Raw genomic sequence first — 23257 nt, forward strand, 5'->3', positions numbered from 1 at the left:
CATGTCGCAGGGACGCTCCCCGATCCTCGAGTTGAACCAGATCACGAAGGCCTTCGGCGGTGTCGAAGCCCTTCGTGGGGTCGACTTCGCGCTTCACGCCGGCGAGATCCACGGTCTCGTCGGCGAGAACGGCGCCGGCAAAAGCACGCTGATGAAGATCATCGCCGGCGTGCACCCGGAGTTCTCCGGCCGCTTCATGCTTGATGGCAAGGAGACCCGCTTCCGCTCCACCCGCGACGCGCATGCCGCGGGCATCGGCATGGTGCATCAGGAGCTCAGCGTCGCGCCCGATCTCACCGTCGCCGAGAACGTCTTCCTCGGCAACCAGCCGACCAACCGCCTCGGCTTCGTGCAGTGGCGGCGGATGGCGCGCGAGGCCGGCGAGCAGCTCGCCCGCTTCGGCATCGACGTCGATCCGATGACGCGGCTCGGTGACCTGCCGATTGGGCTGCAGCAGCTGATCGAGATCGCCCGCGTGCTGTTCTCGGGCGCCCGCATCATCATCCTCGACGAGCCGACCTCCGCGCTCTCCCCGCCCGAGGTCGAACGCCTGTTCGCGACCCTGCACAAGCTCCGCGACGAAGGCACCAGCATCGTCTTCATCTCGCACTTCATCGAGGACATCCTGCGGGTCTCCGACCTCGTGACCGTGTTTCGCAACGGCCGGAAGATCGCCGAGACCGCGTCCAGAGACACCACCAAGGGTGCGCTGATCGAGGCCATGATCGGCCGCGGCGGCGAGGCGCTGGAACACAGCTATACCGACGACCTGATGCTGCCGCCATCGGGCGGCGGCCCGGCGGTGCTGAAGGTCGATCAGCTCTCGCTTCGCCGCAGCCTCCAGGACGTCTCGTTCGAGGCCCGTTCCGGCGAGGTGCTCGGCATCTACGGCTTCATGGGCTGCGGACAGTTGGAGCTGTCGCGCATCCTGTTCGGCAAGCTCCGGCCCGACGACGGCACGCTCGCGGTCGACGGCTCCGCAAAAACCTTCCGCAGCACCGCGGCGGCGCGGCGGGCCGGCGTTGCGCTGGTGCCGGAGAGCCGGCGCGCCATGCTGTTCCACCAGGAGCCGGTCTACAAGAACATCTCGATCAGCGTCCTCGAGCGGATCTCGGCACTGCTGCTCAAGCCGGCGCGCGAGCGCACCATCGCCCAGCGCCAGGTCGAGCAGCTGCAGATCAGGCCGCCGGTGGTCGGCCTCGACCTCGGTATGCTCTCCGGCGGCAACCAGCAGAAGGTGGCGCTGGCGAAATGGCTGACCTACCCGCCGCGCGTCCTGGTGCTGTGCGAACCGACCCGCGGCATGGATGTCGGCGCCAAGAACGACGTGATCAATATCGTGCGCGATCTCCGCGCCAAGGGACTGGCGATCATCGTGCTGTCGACCGAGCCGGAAACCGTGCTGTCGCTGGCCGACCGGATCCTGGTGCTGAAGCGCGGCGCGGTGGTGCGCGAATTCGCCGGCGAAGCAGTCAGCAAGGATCGGCTGCTGGAGGCGGCATGATGGAGCGGAATGATGACAAGCAGTGACAGCGCGACGGCGCGAACGGATCACCAGCGGTCGCGCGGGCTGGCGCCTTTCCTGCGCTCGCAGATGCGCAACATCGCGCCGTTCCTGACGCTGATCTTCCTCAGCGCCTTCTTCGCGATCGCGAGCCCGTCGTTTGCGACCATCGACAATGTCGGCAACATCCTGACCCAGGTGTCGGTCACCGGCATCATCGCCGTCGGCCTCACCTTCGTGATCCTGTGCGCCGAGATCGACCTGTCGATCGCCAGCATCGCCAACGTCACCGGCATTGCGGTGGCGTACTTCACGCTGCAGGAATCCTACGTCAACATCGCCAACGTCCCGATGCCGGGCTTTGCCGCGATCCTGCTGGCGCTGGCGCTGTGCGCGCTGCTCGGCGTCGTCAACGCGCTGGGGCTGACCGTGATCGGCATCCCCTCCTTCATCATGACGCTAGCCATGATGCAGATCGCGGCCGGCGTCTCCGCGCTCCTGGTGCGCGGCCAGATCGCTTACAAGGTGCCGGACCTGATCACGACGCTCGGCTCGGGCTCGATCGGCGGCATCCCCTGGATCGTGATCGTCGCGGCCGTGATGCTGCTCGGCGGCCATCTGGTGCTGACCTACACGCGGTTCGGCCGCTACGTCTACATGGTCGGCGGCAACCGCGAGGCCGCGGAATTTGCCGGACTCAACGTCAAGCTCATCCTCGGCAGCGTGATGGTGATCTCGGCGGTCTGCTCGGGGATCGGCGGCATGCTCGGCGTCGCCCATTTCGGCAGCGCGCAACAGAACGAGTTCGACACTTACCTGCTGGATTCGATCGCCGCCGTGGTGGTCGGCGGCACCAGCCTGTTCGGCGGCCGCGGCGGCATCGGCAACACCATCGTCGGCCTGTTCGTGCTTGGCGTGCTCAACAACGGCCTCGACCACGTCAATATCGACAGCTTCCTGAAGATCCTGATCCGCGGCCTGATCCTGCTCGCCGCGCTGATCATCAACGTCTATGCGCAGCGGCTGCGGGAGCAAGCGGCGGATTGAGGAGCTGGAGATGAGCTTGCAGCTCTCTCCGTTCGTCGTCCCTGCGAAAGCAGGGAGCCATACTCCGCGGCGAAAGTTGTGAACAAGACTCGTCGCTCCAGCATCGCTCAACAATAAATGCCTGTGGTTATGGGTCCCCTGCTTTCGTAGGGACGACGATGAAGATGGGTTTCTCGATTCAAGGTACAAGCACGCGGTGTCATCACCCGCGAATGCGGGTGATCCAGTATTCCAGAGACAGTAGTGCTTGGAGAGAGGCCGCGGCGTACTGGATCGCCCGGTCGAGCCAGGCGATGACAGCTGAGATGCCCTGCAGCAATTGCGTGAAAAATTTCTGAACAGGTCCGCCGAGCCGGCGCTAATCTCTGGCGGGCAGCGGAGGGTTGCGCCTTTGTCACCGTCAACAGCACATCGGGAGATGGGCGGAAGGTTCGGCAAGACGATCGCCGTTGCAGTCGGACTTACCCTGAGCCAGGCCGCGGGTGCAGCACCGCCCGACAACCCCAATCCCGCGCTTGCCCCATGGTTTGAGAGCCTGAAGCAACCGGGCACCGGTGCGTCGTGCTGCTCGATTGCGGATTGCCGAACGGTCGAATTTCGGCAGGACCGGGACGGCTACGAGGTGCTGATCGATGGTCGCTGGAAGCTGTCGTCTCCATTCTGGCTGCGGGTCCCGCCGAACAGGATCATCAACAGAACCGACAATCCGACGAACCGCGCCGTGGTCTGTTTCACGCCGGAGGCCGGCATTCTCTGTTTCGTGCGTCCGGCCGAAAGCTAATCATGCCGCTGTGGCTTACAGCCGGTCGGCAAGATCGAACAGCAGCGGGAGCCGTCGTACCGGGGCCGCGGGTCCGACCAGCGTCGCCCGTTTCTCGGCGAGCGCCTTGTCGATCGAGACGCGCTTGCCGACGATTTGCAGCACGGCGTCAAACGGAGCCTGTAGAACCGCCTTGCAGCCCGCCTCACCTCGCACAATGGTCGTTCCGAGGTCGCCGCCCGCAACCGTAAATCCCGCCGATTTCTTTCCGTGGGTGACCACCAGGCCGACCTTGATCGCCGGCACGGGGGTTCGCCGGGCAATCGCGTCCAGCCCCAGCAGCACCCAATCGGGCTCGAATTCGTCGTCGGCGCGCGGCGGGAACAGAAAGCGACCGCCCCATCGGATCAACTCCCGGATCGCCGGCTGGATCTCCCGGCCGGACTCCGTCAATTCGTAAAATTGCGCGGTCACCGGCCCCGGCCAGTCGATCTTCCTGACGACGCCGCTTTCGATCAACGCAGCAAGCCGCGACGTGAGCAATGTCGGGCTCATGCCGTTGAGGTGACCGAGCAGGTCGCTGAAGCGCTTTGGACCGATCAACAGCTCGCGGATGATCAACAACGTCCATCGCTCGCCCACGATCTCGGCCGCGCGAGCGAGCGCGCAAAATTGACGATAGGTCGTGCTACTCATCTCCAGATGATGACTGCGTCGGCCTGCAAGGTCAATTTCGGTATGCCAACGCGATCAAGGGACCAACGATCAGGAATTGCACAGCAGTGAAGCCGGTCTCGAGCAGCATGTAATCCGCAATCGAAGCGACGGGATGCTTGGCAGCGACTGCCAGCGTCGTGAATGACCACGACAGCAGCCCCATCGCGAGCCCGTACGACAGACCGGCCCAACCGCGGCGACCGGCATACAGACGCGGAAAAGCCCATGAGAAAATCACGGCCTGGATCGCCATGGAGGCGAGCCCCAATGGAATGATCGGATCGGATCGATAGATCGCCAGCGCGCTGTAGTGCCCCTCGAACCAGACCAGATGCCAGAAAAAACCTAGCGGGAATGTCGGAACAAGATAGGCGGCGACGCCGAGCCAGAAGCCGCGGCCCATTCCTGCCCTTTCTCCCGCGGCAACGATCGACATCGCCCGTCCTTCCGCTTACTACATTTTTTATAGTACACATAACAAAAACTGTAGTCAACGTGCGCCAAACCATTGGCGTGCGCGGTCGCGAGGTGTACGATGCGCGGCAAAGTCGATCGCCGACGGATCGGACGGAGGATGCGGTGAAGAGGTTTGTGTTCCTGACGTATGGATTCGATACCCCGACGCCGGAGATCATGGCAGCCTGGGGCAAATGGTTCGCATCAATCAAGAACAACATGGTCGAGATGGGGCGCCTCGCCGAGGGGCGCGAAATCTCGCGGGCCGGCACCGCCCATTTGCCGTTGGGACCTGAGTCGATAACCGGGTTCATCATCGTCGAGGCAGACAGCATCGACGAGGCCCAGCGGATGGCGGAAGGCAATCCCTACATCACCAGCATCAGGGTCTACGAAGCGATCTCGAAATAGGCCGGTCGGCCAGACCTACCTCGCAAAATCCGGCTGCCAGTGGCGCAGTTCGCGGGCGGCGTAGGTGACGGCGCCGATCGTCGTGTAGGACGGCGTCTCCAGCATCATGTTGCGCGCGAGCTTGAGGGCCCGCGCCTCGCAGATCGCGCGCTGTTTCTCGTCCGCGATCCACTCGAAATCGATGTTGTGCGCGAGGCCGAGGATGCGCCGGATGGTCTTGGCGGCGGCAAAGCCGACCGTGTCCTGGAACAGCCGCGCCATGTAGGCCTGTCGTTCCGCCTCCAGCCGCGCGGCGCCGGCTTCGCCCGCAAACAGCGACACCGGATAGCCGTCGCCCTTTGCGTCGCTGCGCCATAGCGCGAGAAATTTTTGCGAGAACCCGGTCCAGACACCCTCGATGGTTTCCAACAGCCACGCCTCGAACGATGCGCGCTCGCCCGGCGTGCGCTCGTGGCCGGCGGAGGCCAGATAAGCCATCAGGAGGTTGCCGATGACGGCGCCTATATCGAAGCCCATCGGGCCGTAGAAGGCGAACTCGGGATCGATCACCTTGGTCTCGCTCTCGGTGACCATGATCGATCCGGTGTGCAGATCGCCGTGCAGCAGCGCCTCCGGACTCGCCATGAATTTCAGCTTCTGCCTGCTAATCGCGACATGGAGATCGAGGTCTTCGCGGAACGCCGCCGCCGTCGCGTCGAGATACGGCGCGGTCCAGCGGTTCTGCTCGGCGACGCGATAGGGATCGGTGAAGATGAGATCCTCGGTGATCTTGCAGAGCGCATGGTTGCCGGCGAAGTCGGCGATGCCCTGCTTCTTCTCCGCGGCCGACAGCGCGAGGTCGGACGAGAAGAACAGCGTCTGCGCCAGGAAGGTCGAGATATCCTCGACAAAGCGCGGATAACGCACCGCCTCGATCAGGCCCTTGCGCATGATGATGTGCGGTTCGAGCAGCTCCATCGCGGTGAGCGCCAGCGACGCGTCGTGATGCAGCACCGCCGGCACGAGCTTGGGTGCCAGCCGCGCCTGATGCACCAGCGCCAGATGCTCGTAGTGCGCGCGCGACAGCGGCAGCGGCCAGCTTTCGCCGACCAGCCGCACATAGGGCAACGCCTGCTTGACGGCGATGCCGCCGCTGTTGCCCTTGACGATGAAGACGAGGTTGAGATTGCCATCGCCGACCTCGCTGATCGACCAGTCGGCCGGCGCTCCGCCAAGTTGCGTCACGATGGCAGGAAGGCCCGCGAGATAGTCGCGCAGATCGGCCTCCCGCAGGATTCGATATGCGCTCTGCCCGGAGGCTGGTTGCGCCTGCAGGTTCATCGGTGTCTCCTCCGCCTGGTCCCGAGGTGAGGTTATTCCTCACTCCCGCCGTGGGCCGATTCCCGGCCTTCTTAGTTGTGAAACTCCGGCACCCCCATCAGTCGCGACAGCCGCTCGACCGAGAGATAGCCGGCATAATAGGCCCACATCCCGATCGCGAAGAGTATGGCCGAGATCAGCGTGGTCCACAGCAGCTTGCGGCCCATCCGCGCCAGGATCGGCGCGCCGGGGTCGGTGCCGGGGGCGCCGACGCCATCCTCGTGCTGGCTGCGCACGCCGAACGGCAGCGTCAGGAACAGCACGAGCCACCAAAGCACGAAGTAGATCGCAAGCCCTGTGGAGATCTGGTACGCCATATGGTCTCAGGCCTGTTCGATCTCGACCAGTGCGCCGGAAAAGTCCTTGGGGTGGAAGAACAGCACCGGCTTGCCGTGCGCGCCGATCTTCGGCTGGCCGTCGCCCAGCACGCGGGCGCCCTCGGCGACCATGCGGTCGCGGGCCGCGATGATGTCGGGCACGTCGTAACAGACATGGTGGATGCCGCCGTCGGCGTTGCGCTCGACGAATTTCGCGATCGGCGAGGCGTCGCCGAGCGGCTCGATGAATTCGATCTTGGTGTTGGGCAGCGTCACGAACACGGTGATGACGCCGTGCTCCGGCAGCGGCACGGCGTCGGAAATCTCGGCGTTGAACGCGGTGCCGTAGATCTTCGCGGCGTGCTTGGCGTCCTTGACCGCGATGGCGACGTGATTGAGCCGGCCCAGCATGTTTCTCTCCCTTGTCTTTGTCCGGGTCTGAAATGCGCGCGTCAGACCGTCAGAACGTGCACGACGCAGATCGGCTTCTTGCCCCATTGCTCGCTCAGCGCGGCCCGCACCGCACGCCGGACGGATTCCCCGAGCGCGTCCGGATCGCGCCGCCGCGGCTTCGGCAGGCCCTCGATCGTCGATACCACCACGTCGAACACGATGTCGTCGAGCAGTTCGCCCGCCGCATTGTTCTCCGGCATGCCGACGAGATCAACCTCGGGATCGTCGACGAGCTCGCCCTGCGCGGTCATGGCGATGGCGACGAAGGCGCAGCCGGCAAAGGCCATTCTCCGCCGTTCCACCACGGCGCGCGACTTGGCATCCTCAAGGATGGTTCCGTCCTTGTAGAGCCGGCCCACCGGCACTTCGCCGACGATGCTGGGCTCGCCGGGCCCGAGCTTGACGAGGTCGCCGTTGCGGCAGGTCAGGACCTTGGGGACGCCGGCGGCGCGCGCCAGCTTGGCATGCTCGGCGAGATGCAGCGCCTCGCCATGCACGGGGATCAGGAGCTGCGGCCGGACCCAGGAAATCATGTCGCGCAGCTCGTCGCGGCGCGGATGGCCGGAGACGTGCACCAGGTGCTCGCGGTCGGTGATGATATCGACGCCCTGCGTCACCAAGCCGTTGATGATGCCGCCGACCGCCTTCTCGTTGCCGGGAATGGTGCGCGAGGAGAAGATCACGGTGTCGCCCTTGTTCAGGGTCACCTGCGGATGGTCGTTGTTGGCGATCCGCGCCAGCGCCGCGCGGGGCTCGCCCTGGCTGCCGGTGCACAGCGCGAGCACCTTGTCGGCCGGGAAATGGCCGTAATAGTCGGGGCTGCGGAACTTGTGCGAGCCGTCGAGATAGCCGCATTCGCGCGCCACCTGCACCACCCGCTCCATGGCCCGGCCGACCACCACGACCTCGCGGTCGGCGGCGTTGGCGGCGTCCACCACCGCCCTCACGCGGGCGACGTTCGAGGCGAAGGTCGTGACCGCGACCCGGCCCTTGGCCGCCTTGACCAGCTTCTTGATGGTAGCAGCAACCTCGGTCTCCGAGGGCGAACGGCCGTCGCGCACCGCGTTGGTGGAATCGCCGACCAGCGCCAGCACACCCTCGTCGCCGAGCTCGCGCAGCCGCCGCTCGTCGGTCGGCTGGCCGATCACCGGGGTCGGATCGATCTTCCAGTCGCCGGTGTGCAGCACGGTGCCGACATCGGTCCTGATCGCCAGCGCGTGCGATTCCGGAATCGAATGCGCGACCGGGATGAACTCGACATTGAACGGCCCGATGTCGACCCGCCCGCCCGACGGAATCACGGTGACCGGGATCTTTGGCGGATTGCGCTCGGCGGCGCATTTGGCCTCGAACAGCGCCGCGGAGAACTGCGTTGCGTAGATCTTGCAGCCGAGCTTGGGCCAGAGATCGATGATCGCGCCGAAATGGTCCTCATGGGCGTGGGTCAGCACGAGGCCCATCAGGTTGTTGCGCTCCTTCTCGAGGAAGCGGACGTCGGGCATGATCAGGTCGATGCCCGGCAGATGCTCCTCGTCGCCGAAGGAGACGCCGAGATCGACCGCGAGGAACGAGCGCTGGTGGCGGTTGCCGAGGCCATAGATCGACAGGTTCATGCCGATCTCGCCGACACCGCCGAGCGGTGCAAAGGTGAGCTCGTCGGGACGCGCCATCAGACTACCCTCACGGAGGCGGCGCTGCCGAAATAGACCTCGCCGGCGGTCACCGGCAGGCGCTCGCCGCTCGCGGTGCGGACGATCAGGCAGCCGGTGTCGTCGATCGTATCGAAGGTGCCTTCAAGCGTCGCCGTGCCGGTCTGGACCGCGACCCGCTCGCCGAGCCCGGCCGCGCGCTCCAGCCACAGCCGGCGGATCTCCGGGAAGCCGCGGCCATCGTCCCAGATGCCGCGAAACTCGACCCAGGCGTCCGACAATGCGGCAAACAGCTCTTCCGCCCCGATCTGGATGCCGAGCCCGGCGAGCGACACGGCGGGCGTCGGCGTCCCCTCGGGCGCTGCAACGACGTTGGTGCCGATGCCGACCACGACCGCCAGCCGGCTGCCGACCGCCTCGGCCTCCAGCAGGATGCCCGATAGTTTCTTGCCGTTGGCCAGCACGTCGTTCGGCCATTTCAGCGTGAACTTCGGGCTGTCCGGCCCGAGCCGCAGCGCCGCCTCGATCGAGACCTTCCGCAGCGCGGCCTCGAGCGACAGCCCGGCGGCAAAGCCGAGGGTGGCGGCGACCGCCGGCTGAACGTCCGTCACCTCGAGGATCGTGCTGGCGAGGTTGCCGCGCGGTGCGACCCAGACCCGCTGGCGGCGGCCGCGGCCTGCGGTCTGCTCCGGCGTCACGAACCACATCGGCCCCTGCTCGCCGTCGCGGGCGCGCAGCATCGCCTCGGCATTGGTCGAGCCGATCTGATCGAAGGCGGCGAGCTTGGTGCCCGCCGCAATGGCCCGGGGTCCGAGCGCGAACGTCATTTTGGGAGTTGGCACATGATCATTTCCGAAAGCCGGTCTCCTCGTTTCGGATCATGCGCGTCAGAATAACGACTTCGCCGCCGCCGTGGCTACACTTACCAGCGGGCCCGGATAGGCGAAGTAGAAAATGTTGAAGATGCCCGCGACCGCCAGCACCGTGCGCAGCTCGACCCGGACCGGGTCAAGCTTGCCGAGCGGCTGGTCGAAATACATCACCTTGACGATCGACAGGTAGTAGAACGCGCCCACCACAGAGGTCAGTACGCCGATCACGGCGAGCGTGAACAGGTTGGCCTTGATCGCGGCGACGAACACGTACCACTTGCCGAAGAAGCCGGCGAGCGGCGGGACGCCGGCCAGCGAGAACAGCAGCATCGCGAAGACGAAGGCGATCAGCGGGTTGGTGCGGGACAGGCCCGCGAAATCGCTGATCTGCTCCAGCGCCTGGCCGTTGCGCTTCATCGCCAGGATGATGCTGAAAGAACCGAGCGTCATCGCGACATAGATCGCGATGTAGATCAAGACGCCCTGCGCACCCTCGACCGTGCCGGAGGCCAGGCCGACCAGGGCGAAGCCCATATGGCCGATCGAGGAATAGGCCATCAGCCGCTTGATGTTGGTCTGGCCGATCGCGGCGAACGAGCCCAGCGCCATCGAGGCGATCGCCACGAACACCAGGATCTGCTGCCACTGGGTGACGATGCCTGGGAACGCGGTCAGCGTCGCGCGGGTGAACACGGCGAGCGCCGCGACCTTCGGGGCGGAGGCGAAGAACGCCGTCACCGGTGTCGGCGCACCCTCATAGACGTCGGGCGTCCACATGTGGAACGGCACCGCGGAGACCTTGAAGCAGAGGCCGGCGAGCAGGAACACCAGGCCGAACACGATGCCGATGCTGCCGGTGGTCGCGGCGGCCGCGATGCCGGCGAAGCTGACGGTGCCGGTGAAGCCGTAGATCAGCGAGGCGCCGTACAGCAGCATGCCCGACGACAGTGCGCCGAGCACGAAATACTTCAGGCCGGCCTCGCTCGACTTGGCATTGTCGCGCTGGCTGGCGGCGACGACGTAGAGCGCGAGGCTCATCAGCTCGAGGCCGAGATAGAGCGAGATCAGGTCGCCGGCCGAGATCAAGACCATCATGCCGAGCGTCGACAGCAGCACCAGGATCGAGAACTCGAAGTTGCGGCTCGACGGCTGCGACAGATACTCGGTCGACAGGATCAGCGTCGCTGCGGATGCGATCAGCGCAAGGATCTTCAGGAAGCGGGCGAAATCGTCGACGATGAAGCTGCCGCCGAAGGTCACGAGCTTGCCGGCCGGCAGCCAGAGCTCCAGCAAACCGGTCAAGACCAGCAGCAGCACGGCGAGCGCCGTGATCAGCCGCGTCGTCCCCTGTCCGCGATAGGCTCCGATCATCAACAGCACCATGGCGCCGACCGCGAGCACCAGCTCCGGCAGCACCGGCTGCAACTGATAACCTGCACTGGAAAAGCTCATGACGAGGGCCTTACTGGACGGTCAGCGCGGCTGCCTTCACGGCAGTCACGGCGGTTTGGTAATTGTTGACGAGCTGCTGCACCGAGGCGGCCGACATGTCGAGCACCGGCTTCGGATAGACGCCGAACAGGATGGTCAGCGCGATCAGCGGGAACAGCGTCACGCATTCGCGGAAGGTGAGATCCTTGATCGACATCAAGGACGGCTTGACCAGCGCGCCGAACACCACCTTGCGGTAGAGCCAGAGCGCGTAACAGGCCGACAGGATCACGCCGGTGGTGGCGAAGAACGCCGTCGGCAGCGAGATCTTGAAGGTGCCGAGCAGCGTCATGAACTCGCCGACGAAGCCGCTCGTGCCGGGCAGACCGACATTGGCCATGGTGAAGACCATGAAGGTCATCGCATAGAGCGGCATCCGGTTGACGAGGCCGCCATAGGCCGCGATCTCGCGGGTGTGCATGCGGTCGTAGACGATACCGACGCAGAGGAACAGCGCGCCCGAGACGATGCCGTGCGAGACCATCTGGAACATGCCGCCGGCGACGCCCTGGGTGGTCACCGCGAAGATACCCATGGTGACGAAGCCCATATGCGCGACCGAGGAGTACGCGATCAACTTCTTCATGTCCTCCTGCATCATCGCCACCAGCGAGGTGTAGATGATGGCGATGACCGACAGCGTGAACACGAACGGCGCGAAGTCGTGTGAGGCCAGCGGGAACATCGGCAGCGAGAAGCGCAGGAAACCGTAGCCGCCCATCTTCAGCAGGATCGCAGCCAGGATCACCGAGCCCGCCGTCGGCGCCTCGACATGCGCGTCAGGCAGCCAGGTGTGCACCGGCCACATCGGCATCTTCACCGCGAACGAGGCGAAGAAGGCTATCCACGCCCAGGTCTGCATGCCGCGCGGCACCGCGGTGTGCATCAGGGTCGGGATGTCGGTCGTGCCGGCGTTCCAGTACAGCGCCATGATGGCGAGCAGCATCAGCACCGAGCCGAGGAACGTGTAGAGGAAGAACTTGAACGACGCGTAGACCCGGCGCGGACCGCCCCAGACGCCGATGATCAGGAACATCGGGATCAGGCCGCCCTCGAAGAACAGATAGAACAGCACGAGGTCGAGCGCCGAGAAGGTGCCGATCATCAGCGTTTCCAGGATCAGGAACGCCATCATGTATTCGCCGACGCGCTGCGTCACCGACCTCCAGCTCGCGATGATGCAGAGCGGCATGATCGCGGTGGTCAGGATGAGCAGCGGCAGCGAGATGCCGTCGACGCCCATGTGATAGGTGATGCCGGTGGCGAGCCAGGAAGCCTTCTCGACGAACTGGAAGTCGGTCGAGGCGGGATCGAAACGCGCCACCAGGATCAGCGACACCGCGAAGGTGATCAGCGTGGTCCACAGCGCGATCCAGCGCGCCGTGCGGCTCGCGGTCTCGTCGCCGCCCCGCGCCAGCAGGTAAACCAGGATCGCGCCGACCGCCGGCAGGAAGGTCGTGACCGAAAGGATGGGCCAGGTTGTCATTTACTGGCCTCCCAAGCCGAACATGAACCAGGTGATCAATCCGGCGGCCCCGATCAGCATCGCGAATGCGTAGTGATAGAGGTAGCCGGTCTGCAATTTCACGACGTTGCGGGTGACGTCGAGCACGCGGGCCGAGACGCCGTCCGGACCGAAGCCGTCGATGATGAAGCCGTCGCCCTTCTTCCAGAGCGTGTAGCCGAGCCACTTCGCCGGGCGCACGAAGATCCAGTCGTACAGCTCGTCGAAGTACCATTTGTTGAGCAGGAACTGGTACAGCATCGGCTGCTGCTCGGCGAGCTCGACCGGCAGATACGGCCTGCGGATGTAGAACATATACGAGACGAACAGGCCGAGCGCCATCATCACGGTCGGCAGCGGCGCGAGCCAGCCCGGCATGTGCTCCATATTCTCGAGGATGTGCGGGTTCATCTTGACGGATTCGCGGAAGAACTCCTCGACGCCGTGCGGGCTGGCGAACAGCTCCTTGAACGGCAGGCCCGCCAGGATCGAGCCGGCGGCGAGCACGCCGATCGGCACCAGCATCCACACCGGGCTCTCATGCGCCGCTTCGTAGTGCTTCTGGTCGTGGGGTTCGCCGAAGAACGTCTTGAAGATCAGACGCCAGGAGTAGAACGAGGTCAGGCCGGCGGCCGCGATCGTCAAGAGATAGGCGTAGGTCGCGAACGGGTTGTGCGCGGCATAAGCCGACTCGATGATCGCGTCCTTGGAGAAATAGCCGGCGAACAGCGGGAAGCCGGTCAGCGCCAGCGTGCCGATGCACATCACCGCGAAGGTGTACGGGATCTTGCGCCACAGGCCGCCCATGTTGCGGATGTCCTGCTCGTGATGCATCGCATAGATCACCGAGCCGGAGCCCAAGAACAGCAACGCCTTGAAGAAGGCGTGCGTGAACAGGTGGAACATGCCGACCGAATAAGCCCCTGCTCCCATCGCCACGAACATGTAGCCGAGCTGCGAACAGGTCGAGTATGCGACGATGCGCTTGATGTCGTTCTGCACCAGGCCGATCGTGGCGGCGAAGAACGCCGTGGTGGCGCCGAAGAACATCACCACCGCCTGCGCGGTCGGCGACAGCTCGAACAGCGGCGACAGCCGCGCCACCATGAAGACGCCGGCGGTGACCATGGTCGCGGCGTGGATCAGCGCCGACACCGGCGTCGGGCCTTCCATCGCGTCCGGCAACCAGGTGTGCAGCAGGAACTGGGCCGATTTGCCCATCGCGCCCATGAACAGCAGCAGGCAGGTCAGCGTCAGCGCATCGGCCTGCCAGCCGAAGAAGTCGATGGTCTTGCCGGTCAGTCCGGGCGCGGCATGGAAGATGGTCTCGAAGTCGGTCGAGCCGACCAGCGCGAAGATCGAGAAGATGCCGAGCGCGAAGCCGAAGTCGCCGACGCGGTTGACCACGAAGGCCTTGATCGCCGCCGCGTTGGCCGACGGCTTCTGGTACCAGAACCCGATCAGGAGATAGCTCGCCAGACCGACTCCCTCCCAGCCGAAGAACAGCTGCACGAGGTTGTCCGACGTCACCAGCATCAGCATCGCGAAGGTGAACAGCGAGAGATAGCCGAAGAAGCGCGGCCGGTTCGGGTCCTCGTCCATGTAGCCGATGGAATAGAGGTGGACGAGCGCGGACACGGTGTTGACCACGACCAGCATCACGGCGGTCAGGGTGTCGACCCGCAGCGACCAGGCCACCTGCAGGTCGCCCGAGGTGATCCAGGGCAGCAGCACGACGCGCGCGTCGTGGTGCATGAAGCCGACGTCGACCAGCGTAAACCAGGACAGCGCCGCCGAGACGAACAGCAGGCCGGTGGTGATCAGCTCGGCCAGCCGGGAACCCGTGGCAGCCGGCTCGGAGACGTGGTGGTCATCGTGACCATGGTCGTCATGGCCGTGATCATCATGGGCCGTCGAAACATGGGCGTGGCCATGCGCGTCGTCGTGATGGTCGACGGTGTCGCCGCTCGGGCAGCGCGCATGCGCGCCCGTCAGCGCAATGATGCCTGCGAGAATGGCTCCCAGCAGAGGCAGGAAGACGATTGCCTGTATCATCGCCGGATCAGCCCTTCATCAGATTGACGTCTTCAACCGCGATCGAACCGCGGTTGCGGAAATACACCACCAGCACGGCGAGGCCGATCGCGGCCTCGGCGGCCGCCACCGTCAGCACCAGGAGCGCGAACACCTGGCCGACGATGTCGCCGAGGAAGGTCGAGAACGCCACCAGGTTGATGTTGACCGACAGCAAGATCAGCTCGATCGACATCAGGATGACGATGATGTTCTTGCGATTGAGGAAGATGCCGAGGATCCCGAGCGTGAACAGGATCGCGGCGACCGCCAGATAGTGCCCCAGCCCGATCGTCATTTCACCCACTCCGCCGCATCGGCGTCCTGCAGGCCCTGCCCCGACGCCACCTTGCGCATCGCCATCGCCATCTCGGGCGTGCGCGCGTTCTGCACGTTGATGTTCTGCCGCTTGACGTTGGCCTTGTGGCGCAGCGTCAGCACGATGGCGCCGATCATCGCGACCAGCAGCACCATGCCGGCGAGCTGGAAGTAATGGATGTACTTCGTATAGAGCACGAGGCCGAGCGCCTCGGTGTTGCTGACATTGGTCGGGATCGCCGCCGTGATCGTCTTGGTGACCTGCGGGTTGATCACCCAGGCGCCGACCACCAGCAAGAGCTCGAACATGAAGATGCCGCCGATCACGATGCCGATCGGCAGATACTGGATGAAGCCCTCGCGCAGCTCGACGAAGTCGACGTCGAGCATCATGATCACGAACAGGAACAGCACCGCGACCGCGCCGACATAGACCACGATCAGCATCATCCCGAGGAACTCGGCGCCCATCAGGATGAACAGCCCGGCCGCGTTGACGAAGGCCAGGATCAGGAACAGCACGGAGTGCACGGGATTGCGCGAGACGATCACCATGACCGCCGAGGCCACGCAGACCGCGGCAAACAGATAGAAGAACAGCGCCGGAAGGATCATGCCCTCACCTCACCGGTACGGCGCGTCGAGCGCGATCGACTTCGCAATCTCGCGCTCCCAGCGGTCGCCATTGGCGAGCAGCTTCGCCTTGTCATAGTAGAGTTCCTCGCGGGTCTCGGTCGCGAATTCGAAATTCGGTCCCTCGACGATGGCGTCGACCGGGCAGGCCTCCTGGCACAGGCCGCAATAGATGCACTTCACCATGTCGATGTCGTAGCGCACCGTGCGGCGGGTGCCGTCGTTGCGGCGCGGGCCGGCCTCGATGGTGATCGCCTGCGCCGGGCAGATCGCCTCGCACAGCTTGCAGGCGATGCAGCGTTCCTCGCCGTTCGGGTAGCGGCGCAGTGCATGCTCGCCACGGAAGCGCGGCGAGATCGGGCCCTTCTCGAAGGGATAGTTCAGCGTCGGCTTCGGCTGGAAGAAATAGCGCATCGCCAGGAAGAACGCCGAGACGAATTCCGAGAGCAGGAGCGAGCGGGCTGTTGCGTTGACATTGACACTCATGACGGCCTCACTTCGGCGCGATGCCGGCGAACTGCAGCACGCCGGCCACGATCACCACCATCGCCAGCGACAGCGGCAGGAACACCTTCCAGCCGAGCCGCATCAGTTGATCGTAGCGGTAGCGCGGCACGATCGCCTTCGCCATCGCGAACATGAAGAACATGAAGAACACCTTCAGGGCGAACCAGACGATGCCCGGAATCCAGGTGAACGGCGGCAGATTGACCGGCGGCAGCCAGCCGCCCAGGAACAGGATCGAAGCCAGCGCGCACATCGTGGTGATCGCGACATACTCGCCGAGCATGAACAGCAGATACGGGGTCGAGCCGTATTCGGTCATGAAGCCGGCCACGAGTTCGGATTCGGCCTCGACCAGGTCGAACGGCGGACGGTTGGTTTCCGCCAGCGCCGAGACGTAGAACACGACGAACATCGGGAACAGCGGCCACACATACCAGTTCAGGATGGTGAGCTGCGGCAGGCCGATCAGGTGCGCCAGCCCGCGAGTGTTCTGCGCCTCGACCACGGCCGAGAGATTCAGCGAGCCGACGCAGAGCAGCACGGTGATGATGACGAAGCCGATCGAAACCTCGTAGGACACCATCTGCGCCGCCGAGCGCAACGCCGCCAGGAACGGATATTTCGAGTTCGACGACCAGCCGGCCATGATGATGCCGTAGATCGACAGCGACGAGATCGCGAAGATGTAGAGGACGCCGACATTGATGTCGGAAATCACCCAGCCGAGATTGAACGGGATCACGGCCCAGGCGGCCAGCGCCAGCACGCACGAGACCAGCGGCGCCAGCAGGAACACGCCCTTGTTGGAGCCGGACGGAATCACCGGTTCCTTCAACACGAATTTCAAGAGGTCGGCGAAGGATTGCAGCAATCCGAATGGCCCGACCACGTTGGGGCCGCGGCGAATCTGCACCGCCGCCCAGATCTTGCGGTCGGCGAGCAGAATGTAGGCGATCGCGATCAGCAGCACGACAAGCAGCAACAGGCTCTCCGCGACCATGATGATCAGCGGCCAGAGGAAGCCGGTCCAGAACGAGCTTGCGAAGAATTCAGCCATCAGGTCACGCTCACTCCGCTGCCGTCAGCATTCGGCCCGACGCCAGCCGCGAGCATTCCGCCATCACGGCAGAGGCCCGCGCGATCGGGTTGGTCAGATAGAAGTCCTCGACGGTCGGCTTGAAGGCCGCCTTGTCGACGCTGCCGCCCTTGCCGGCCAGCGCCTTGACGTCGGAGGCCTTGCCGGCCTCGATCTGGTCGAGCCGCATCAGATGCGGATAGCTCTTGAACATCGCCTGCCGCAGCGCCTGCAGCGAGTCGAACGGCAGCTTCTTGCCGAGCACGTCGGACAGCGCACGGATGATCGCCCAGTCCTCGCGGGCTTCGCCCGGCGGGAACGCGGCGCGATTGGCGATCTGCGCCCGGCCCTCGGTGTTGACGTAGATGCCGGACTTCTCGGTGTAGGCCGCGCCGGGCAGGATGACGTCGGCGCGGTGCGCGCCCTGGTCGCCATGGGTGCCGATATAGACGACGAAGGTGCCGTCCGGCGCCTTGATCTCGTCGGCGCCGAGCAGGAACAGCACGTCGAGCGTGCCGAAGGTCGTCATCTGCGCGGTGGTCAGGCCACCGGCCGCCGGCGAGAAGCCGATATCGAGTGCGCCGGCCCGCGACGCCGTATCCTGCAACACGGCAAAGCCGTTCCAGCCGTCCTTCAGGGCGCCGACGTCGACGGCGAGCTTGGCCGCCTGCGCCAGCACCGCAGCACCGTCATGCCTGGTGTAGGCGCTGGCGCCGACCAGGATGATCGGATGCTGCGCGTTCTTCAGCACGTCGGCAAAGGAGTGCTTGCCTGCCACGAGGTCGGCGAGCGTGTCGGTGCCCGCGCCGAGATAGTCGTGGTCATAGGTGAAATCGGCCTTCGCGCCGATCATGCCGACCTTGAGCCCGCCGGTGCGCCAGCGCTTGCGGATCCGCGCGTTCAGCACCGCGGCTTCCTTGCGCGGATGCGAGCCGATGATCAGGATCGCATCGGCCTGGTCGATGCCGGCAATGGTGGGGTTGAAGATGTAGGAGCCGCGGCCTGCCTTGGCGTCGAAGGCGTCGCCGCCCTGCACCGCCAGATTGACCGAGCCGAACGCAGCCAGCAGCTCCTTCAGCGCGTACATTTCATCGACCGCGGCGAGATCGCCGGCGATCGCGCCAATCCGCTTGCCGTCGCTGCGGCCGGCCTTGGCGGCGATTGCGGCGAAGGCTTCCTGCCAGGTCGCGGGCCTGAGCTGGCCGTTCTCGCGCAGATAGGGCCGGTCGAGGCGCTGCGTGCGCAGGCCATCGACGACGTGGCGGGTCTTGTCGGAGATCCACTCCTCGTTCACAGCCTCGTTGATGCGCGGCAGGATACGCATCACCTCGCGGCCGCGGGTGTCGACGCGGATCGCAGATCCGACGCCGTCCATGACGTCGACCGACTGGGTCTTGCCGAGCTCCCACGGCCGCGCCGCGAACGCATAGGGCTTCGAGGTCAGCGCGCCGACCGGGCAGATGTCGACGAGATTGCCCTGCAGCTCTGAGCTCAGCGCCTGCTCGAGATAGGTGGTGATCTCCATGTCCTCGCCGCGACCGGTCGCGCCCATTTCCGGGACGCCGCAGACTTCGGCGGAGAAGCGGACGCAGCGCGTGCACTGGATGCAGCGGTTCATCGAGGTCTTGACCAGCGCGCCGAGATACTTGTCCTCGACCGCGCGCTTGTTCTCGGCGAAACGGCTGGTGTCGACGCCGTAGCCCATCGCCTGGTCCTGCAAATCGCACTCGCCGCCCTGGTCGCAGATCGGACAGTCCAGCGGATGGTTGATCAGCAGGAACTCCATCACGCCTTCGCGCGCCTTCTTCACCATCGGCGAACGGGTCGAGATCTCCGGCGGCTCGCCCTTCGGGCCCGGACGGCAGTCGCGCACGGCCCAGGCGCAGCTTGCGACCGGCTTCGGGCCGCCCTTCACCTCGACCAGGCACATCCGGCAATTGCCGGCGATCGACAGCCGCTCGTGATAGCAGAAGCGCGGAATCTCGGCGCCCGCCGCCTCGCACGCCTGCAACAGCGTGTACTCCGGCGGCACATCGATCTCTTTGCCATCGACGATGATCTTGCTCATGTCTCTTCTCTACTCCGCCGCGACCATATGGACGGGATCACGAACGCCCTGATCGTCGAGATCGGCCTTGTGCGAATACTGGTCGATGCGCTCTTCGATCTCGTGACGGAAGTGCGCAATCAGGCCCTGGATCGGCCACGCCGCGGCGTCGCCGAGCGCGCAGATCGTGTGACCTTCGACCTGCTTGGTGACCTCGAGCAGCATGTCGATCTCGCGCTTGTGGGCGCGGCCGTCGGCCATGCGGGTCAGCACGCGCCACATCCACCCTGTGCCCTCGCGGCACGGCGTGCACTGGCCGCAGCTCTCATGCTTGTAGAAATACGAGATCCGCGCGATCGCCCGGATCAGGTCGGTCGACTTGTCCATCACGATGACGGCCGCGGTGCCGAGGCCCGAGCGCAGCTTGCTCAGACTGTCGAAATCCATCGGCGTATCGATGATCTGCTCGGCCGGCACCATGCGCACCGACGAGCCGCCGGGGATGACGGCCTTCAGATTGTCCCAGCCGCCGCGGATGCCGCCGCAATGCTTCTCGATCAGCTCGCGGAACGGAATCCCCATCGCCTCTTCGACGTTGCATGGCCGCTCGACGTGACCGGACACGCAGAACAGCTTGGTGCCGACATTGTTCGGCCGGCCGATGGCGGCGAACCAGGCGGCGCCGCGGCGCAGGATGTCGGGCGCGACCGCGATCGACTCGACGTTGTTGACGGTGGTCGGGCAGCCATAGAGGCCGACATTGGCCGGGAATGGCGGCTTCAGCCGCGGCTGGCCCTTCTTGCCTTCGAGGCTCTCCAGCAGCGCGGTTTCCTCGCCGCAGATATAGGCGCCGGCGCCGTGCGCGACGTAGATGTCGAACGGCCAGCCGTTGGTGTTGTCCTTGCCGACCAGCTTGGCATCATAGGCCTGATCGATCGCGGCCTGCAGGTGCTCGCGCTCCCGGATGAACTCGCCGCGGACATAGATGTAGCAGGCATGCGCGCCCATCGCGAAGCTCGCGAGCAGGCAGCCCTCGATCAGGAGATGCGGATCATGCCGCATGATCTCGCGATCCTTGCAGGTGCCGGGCTCGGACTCGTCCGCGTTGACGACGAGGTAGCTCGGACGGCCGTCCTTGGATTCCTTCGGCATGAACGACCACTTCATGCCGGTCGGGAAGCCCGCACCGCCGCGGCCGCGCAGGCCCGACGCCTTCATCTCGTTGATGATCCAGTCGCGGCCCTTGTCGATGATCCCCTTGGTGCCATCCCAGGCGCCTCTGCGGCGCGCGCCCTCGAGGCCCCAATCATGGAGGCCGTAGAGGTTCTTGAAGATGCGGTCCTTGTCGTCGAGCATAACAAAAACTTTCCGAACATCACCGATTGGCTTGCGAATAAGCGAGCCCGGCGGCGCAGCCGCCGAACACGATTGCCCACAGCAGGCTGGATTCCAGCGTGGCGCTGAGGCCGTAACGTTGCAGCAGGAACATGAAGCCGGCCGCGACAACGGTATGCAGCGCGATCATGCGCCAGGCCTTCATCGAAGCCGCCCTCCCCGTCCCGTTCGTCTGCACCTGAATGCCCCCCATCAGGTGACTTCCTTCAGCGTGGTCGGCCCGCCTGCCGGGGCCGAGAACTGACGGTCGATCTGCGGGCCCGGCTTCGGCGGATTGCCGGCGGCAAAACCGTCAAGCACCTTGCCGAAGCTTTCCTTGGTCAGGTCCTCATAGGTGTCCTTCCAGATCAGCACCATCGGCGCGTTCACGCAGGCGCCGAGGCACTCGACCTCTTCCCAGGAGAAGTTGCCGTCCTTCGACAGCTGGAATGGATCGTGATGGATGCGATGCTGGCAGACCTCGATCAGGTCGGCGGCGCCGCGCAGCCGGCACGGCGTGGTGCCGCACACCTGCACGTGGGCCTTCTTGCCGACCGGCGAGAGCTGGAACATGGTGTAGAAGGTCGCGATCTCGAGCATGCGGATATGCGGCATCTCGAGCAGGTCGGCGACGGCGCGGATCGCCGCTTCCGAGACCCAGCCGTCATGCTGCTCCTGGACGCGCCACAGGATCGCGATCGCAGCCGACGCCTGGCGTCCCGGCGGATACTTTTCGATCTGCTTCTTGGCCCAGGCCAGATTCTCGTCCGTGAACGTGAAGCTCGCGGGCTGCAATTCCTTCGGGGCAAGGCGGCGGACGGACATCGATCAAACTCTCAATTAGCGCGCGGTGCGGATGCGGACATCATCACCGGTCGACCTCGCCGAACACGATGTCCAGCGAGCCAAGGATGGCGGAAACGTCGGCCAACAGATGGCCCTTGCAGATGTGATCCATCGCCTGCAGATGGGCGAAGCCTGGCGCGCGGATCTTGCACTTGTAGGGCTTGTTGGTGCCGTCGGCGACGAGATAGACGCCGAACTCGCCCTTCGGCGCCTCGACGGCGGCGTAGACCTCGCCGGCCGGCACGTGCACGCCTTCGGTGTAGAGCTTGAAGTGATGGATCAGCGCTTCCATCGAGCGCTTCATCTCGCCGCGGCGCGGCGGCGCGATCTTGTTGTCCTCGACCACGACCGGGCCCTGCCCGTCGGCCGCCTTCAGCTTCTGGACGCACTGCTTCATGATGCGCACCGACTGGCGCATCTCTTCCATGCGGATCAGGTAGCGGTCGTAGCAGTCGCCGTTCTTGCCGATCGGAATGTCGAAATCCATCTCGGCGTAGCACTCGTAGGGCTGCGACTTGCGCAGATCCCAGGCCGCGCCCGAGCCGCGCACCATCACGCCCGAGAAGCCCCACTCCCAGGCCTCCTTCAGCGGCACGATGCCGATATCGACGTTGCGCTGCTTGAAGATGCGGTTGCCGGTGAGCAGCCGATCGAGGTCGTCGACGACCTTGAGGAACGGATCGCACCACGCCTCGATATCGTCGATCAGCTTCGGCGGCAGGTCCTGATGCACGCCGCCGACGCGGAAGAACGCCGCGTGCATGCGCGAGCCCGAGGCGCGCTCGTAGAACACCATCAGCTTCTCGCGCTCTTCGAAGCCCCACAGCGGCGGGGTCAGCGCGCCGACGTCCATCGCCTGCGTGGTGACGTTGAGCAGATGCGACAGGATGCGGCCGATCTCGCAATACAGCACGCGGATCAGTTGGCCGCGGCGCGGCACGGTGATCCCGAGCAGCTTTTCCGCCGCGAGGCAGAACGCATGCTCCTGGTTCATCGGCGCGACGTAATCGAGCCGGTCGAAATACGGAATCGCCTGCAGATAGGTCTTGTGCTCGATCAGCTTCTCGGTGCCGCGGTGAAGCAGGCCGATATGCGGATCGACGCGCTCGACGACTTCGCCGTCCAATTCGAGCACGAGACGCAGAACGCCGTGAGCGGCCGGGTGCTGCGGTCCAAAGTTGATGGTGAAATTACGAAGATTCTGTTCGTTCATGATCAGGCCTTCGGTTCCGCCTTCGCCTTTTCGTCACCCGGCAAGGGGTAGTCAGCCCCCTCCCACGGAGACAGGAAATCGAACTTGCGGAATTCCTGGTTGAGCCGGACCGGCTCGTACAGCACTCGCTTCTCCTGGTCGTCGTAGCGAACCTCGACGAAGCCGGTGAGCGGGAAATCCTTGCGCAGCGGATGGCCGTCGAAGCCATAATCGGTCAGCAGGCGGCGCATGTCCGGGTGGCCGGTGAAGATCACGCCATAGAGGTCGTAGGTCTCGCGCTCGAACCAGTCGGCGCCCGGGAAGACGCCGATGATCGATGGCACCTGCGTGGTCTCGTCGGCCTGCCCGCGCAGCCGGATGCGCACATTCAGCGTCGGCGACAGCAGATGATAGACGACGTCGAAGCGCTTCTCGCGGCTCGGATGATCGACCGCCGTCACGTCGGTGATGTTGACGAAACGGCAGCCGGCATCGTCACGCAGAAAAGTGACGACGTCCACGATTCTGCCAATCTCGACGTCGATAGTGAGTTGATCGAACGCGACCGAGTGCGCCGTGGCGGCGCCCGGAAGCGCGCTCACGATCGTCTGCCCAAGGGCGTCGAGCTTGCCGTCGTCCATGACGTAAAAAC

At 65.0% G+C, this 23257-nt stretch carries 24 protein-coding genes; 4 read left to right on the forward strand and 20 right to left on the reverse strand.

The features are described from left to right. Position 1 precedes the first annotated feature (1 nt). From ACVILL_RS33790 to ACVILL_RS33800, 3 genes are all read left to right on the forward strand, one after another. A complete protein-coding gene (locus ACVILL_RS33790) occupies positions 2 to 1504 on the forward strand; it encodes a sugar ABC transporter ATP-binding protein (protein ID WP_456733008.1) in 1503 nt (500 codons plus the stop codon). 9 nt (positions 1505 to 1513) lie between these two features. After that, the gene (locus ACVILL_RS33795) at positions 1514 to 2551 is read left to right on the forward strand and encodes an ABC transporter permease (RefSeq protein ID WP_456733009.1); all 1038 of its coding nucleotides are present in this window, start codon (positions 1514 to 1516) and stop codon (positions 2549 to 2551) included. Positions 2552 to 2969: 418 nt separating this feature from the next. Next, complete coding sequence (locus ACVILL_RS33800) at positions 2970 to 3332, forward strand: hypothetical protein (RefSeq protein WP_456733010.1); 363 nt, start codon at positions 2970 to 2972, stop codon at positions 3330 to 3332. 15 nt (positions 3333 to 3347) lie between these two features. On the opposite strand, the gene ACVILL_RS33805 is transcribed toward ACVILL_RS33800, so the two are convergent. Then, positions 3348 to 4007, reverse strand: coding sequence for a winged helix-turn-helix transcriptional regulator (locus ACVILL_RS33805; protein ID WP_456733011.1), 660 nt, complete (start codon positions 4005 to 4007; stop codon positions 3348 to 3350). A 31-nt stretch (positions 4008 to 4038) separates the two neighbouring features. Next, positions 4039 to 4431 carry a hypothetical protein gene (locus ACVILL_RS33810; RefSeq protein WP_456733012.1) on the reverse strand — a complete coding sequence of 131 codons (393 nt, stop codon included), beginning with the start codon at positions 4429 to 4431 and terminating at the stop codon, positions 4039 to 4041. Between the two features lie 92 nt (positions 4432 to 4523). On the opposite strand from ACVILL_RS33810, the gene ACVILL_RS33815 reads away from it, so the two are divergent. Continuing rightward, positions 4524 to 4895: a YciI family protein gene (locus ACVILL_RS33815; RefSeq protein WP_456733013.1), complete on the forward strand. Its 372-nt coding sequence runs from the start codon at positions 4524 to 4526 to the stop codon at positions 4893 to 4895. A gap of 15 nt (positions 4896 to 4910) precedes the next feature. Here the strand turns inward: ACVILL_RS33815 and mtnK are convergent, their stop codons facing one another. The 18 genes from mtnK to ACVILL_RS33905 all read right to left on the reverse strand — a co-directional run bounded on the left by mtnK (position 4911) and on the right by ACVILL_RS33905 (position 23246). Beyond that, positions 4911 to 6215: an S-methyl-5-thioribose kinase gene (gene mtnK / locus ACVILL_RS33820; RefSeq protein WP_456733014.1), complete on the reverse strand. Its 1305-nt coding sequence runs from the start codon at positions 6213 to 6215 to the stop codon at positions 4911 to 4913. A gap of 71 nt (positions 6216 to 6286) precedes the next feature. After that, positions 6287 to 6571: a DUF1467 family protein gene (locus ACVILL_RS33825; RefSeq protein WP_456733015.1), complete on the reverse strand. Its 285-nt coding sequence runs from the start codon at positions 6569 to 6571 to the stop codon at positions 6287 to 6289. 6 nt (positions 6572 to 6577) lie between these two features. Further along, a complete protein-coding gene (mce, locus tag ACVILL_RS33830; protein WP_456733016.1) occupies positions 6578 to 6982 on the reverse strand; it encodes a methylmalonyl-CoA epimerase in 405 nt (134 codons plus the stop codon). Between the two features lie 41 nt (positions 6983 to 7023). Beyond that, complete coding sequence (locus ACVILL_RS33835) at positions 7024 to 8694, reverse strand: ribonuclease J (protein WP_456733017.1); 1671 nt, start codon at positions 8692 to 8694, stop codon at positions 7024 to 7026. Beyond that, positions 8694 to 9500: a biotin--[acetyl-CoA-carboxylase] ligase gene (locus ACVILL_RS33840; RefSeq protein ID WP_456734427.1), complete on the reverse strand. Its 807-nt coding sequence runs from the start codon at positions 9498 to 9500 to the stop codon at positions 8694 to 8696. Before ACVILL_RS33840 ends, ACVILL_RS33835 begins: the two co-directional genes overlap by 1 nt. A gap of 60 nt (positions 9501 to 9560) precedes the next feature. Continuing rightward, a complete protein-coding gene (gene nuoN, locus ACVILL_RS33845) occupies positions 9561 to 10997 on the reverse strand; it encodes an NADH-quinone oxidoreductase subunit NuoN (protein ID WP_456733018.1) in 1437 nt (478 codons plus the stop codon). A 10-nt stretch (positions 10998 to 11007) separates the two neighbouring features. Continuing rightward, positions 11008 to 12522, reverse strand: a complete 1515-nt coding sequence (locus ACVILL_RS33850; protein ID WP_456733019.1) for an NADH-quinone oxidoreductase subunit M — start codon at positions 12520 to 12522, stop codon at positions 11008 to 11010. Beyond that, entirely contained in the window at positions 12523 to 14595 is a 2073-nt protein-coding gene (gene nuoL, locus ACVILL_RS33855) for an NADH-quinone oxidoreductase subunit L (protein WP_456733020.1), read from the reverse strand. Between the two features lie 7 nt (positions 14596 to 14602). Beyond that, entirely contained in the window at positions 14603 to 14911 is a 309-nt protein-coding gene (gene nuoK / locus ACVILL_RS33860; protein WP_016841823.1) for an NADH-quinone oxidoreductase subunit NuoK, read from the reverse strand. Next, positions 14908 to 15546, reverse strand: coding sequence for an NADH-quinone oxidoreductase subunit J (locus tag ACVILL_RS33865; protein WP_456733021.1), 639 nt, complete (start codon positions 15544 to 15546; stop codon positions 14908 to 14910). Before ACVILL_RS33865 ends, nuoK begins: the two co-directional genes overlap by 4 nt. 9 nt (positions 15547 to 15555) lie before the next feature. Then, positions 15556 to 16050, reverse strand: a complete 495-nt coding sequence (gene nuoI, locus ACVILL_RS33870) for an NADH-quinone oxidoreductase subunit NuoI (protein ID WP_018271854.1) — start codon at positions 16048 to 16050, stop codon at positions 15556 to 15558. 7 nt (positions 16051 to 16057) lie between these two features. Then, positions 16058 to 17128, reverse strand: a complete 1071-nt coding sequence (gene nuoH, locus ACVILL_RS33875) for an NADH-quinone oxidoreductase subunit NuoH (RefSeq protein WP_456733022.1) — start codon at positions 17126 to 17128, stop codon at positions 16058 to 16060. 10 nt (positions 17129 to 17138) lie between these two features. Then, positions 17139 to 19214: an NADH-quinone oxidoreductase subunit NuoG gene (gene nuoG / locus ACVILL_RS33880; protein WP_456733023.1), complete on the reverse strand. Its 2076-nt coding sequence runs from the start codon at positions 19212 to 19214 to the stop codon at positions 17139 to 17141. Positions 19215 to 19223: 9 nt separating this feature from the next. Continuing rightward, a complete protein-coding gene (nuoF, locus tag ACVILL_RS33885; RefSeq protein ID WP_456733024.1) occupies positions 19224 to 20549 on the reverse strand; it encodes an NADH-quinone oxidoreductase subunit NuoF in 1326 nt (441 codons plus the stop codon). Positions 20550 to 20568: 19 nt separating this feature from the next. Beyond that, on the reverse strand, positions 20569 to 20733 hold the full coding sequence (locus tag ACVILL_RS33890) for a hypothetical protein (protein ID WP_456733025.1): 165 nt from the start codon (positions 20731 to 20733) through the stop codon (positions 20569 to 20571). Between the two features lie 47 nt (positions 20734 to 20780). Beyond that, positions 20781 to 21392 carry an NADH-quinone oxidoreductase subunit NuoE gene (nuoE, locus tag ACVILL_RS33895; protein WP_456733026.1) on the reverse strand — a complete coding sequence of 204 codons (612 nt, stop codon included), beginning with the start codon at positions 21390 to 21392 and terminating at the stop codon, positions 20781 to 20783. A 43-nt stretch (positions 21393 to 21435) separates the two neighbouring features. Next, complete coding sequence (locus ACVILL_RS33900; protein WP_456733027.1) at positions 21436 to 22626, reverse strand: NADH-quinone oxidoreductase subunit D; 1191 nt, start codon at positions 22624 to 22626, stop codon at positions 21436 to 21438. Positions 22627 to 22628: 2 nt separating this feature from the next. Beyond that, positions 22629 to 23246, reverse strand: coding sequence for an NADH-quinone oxidoreductase subunit C (locus ACVILL_RS33905; RefSeq protein WP_456733028.1), 618 nt, complete (start codon positions 23244 to 23246; stop codon positions 22629 to 22631). Between the last annotated feature and the right edge of the window lie 11 nt (positions 23247 to 23257).

The sequence above is a fragment of the Bradyrhizobium sp. USDA 3364 genome (assembly GCF_054056355.1).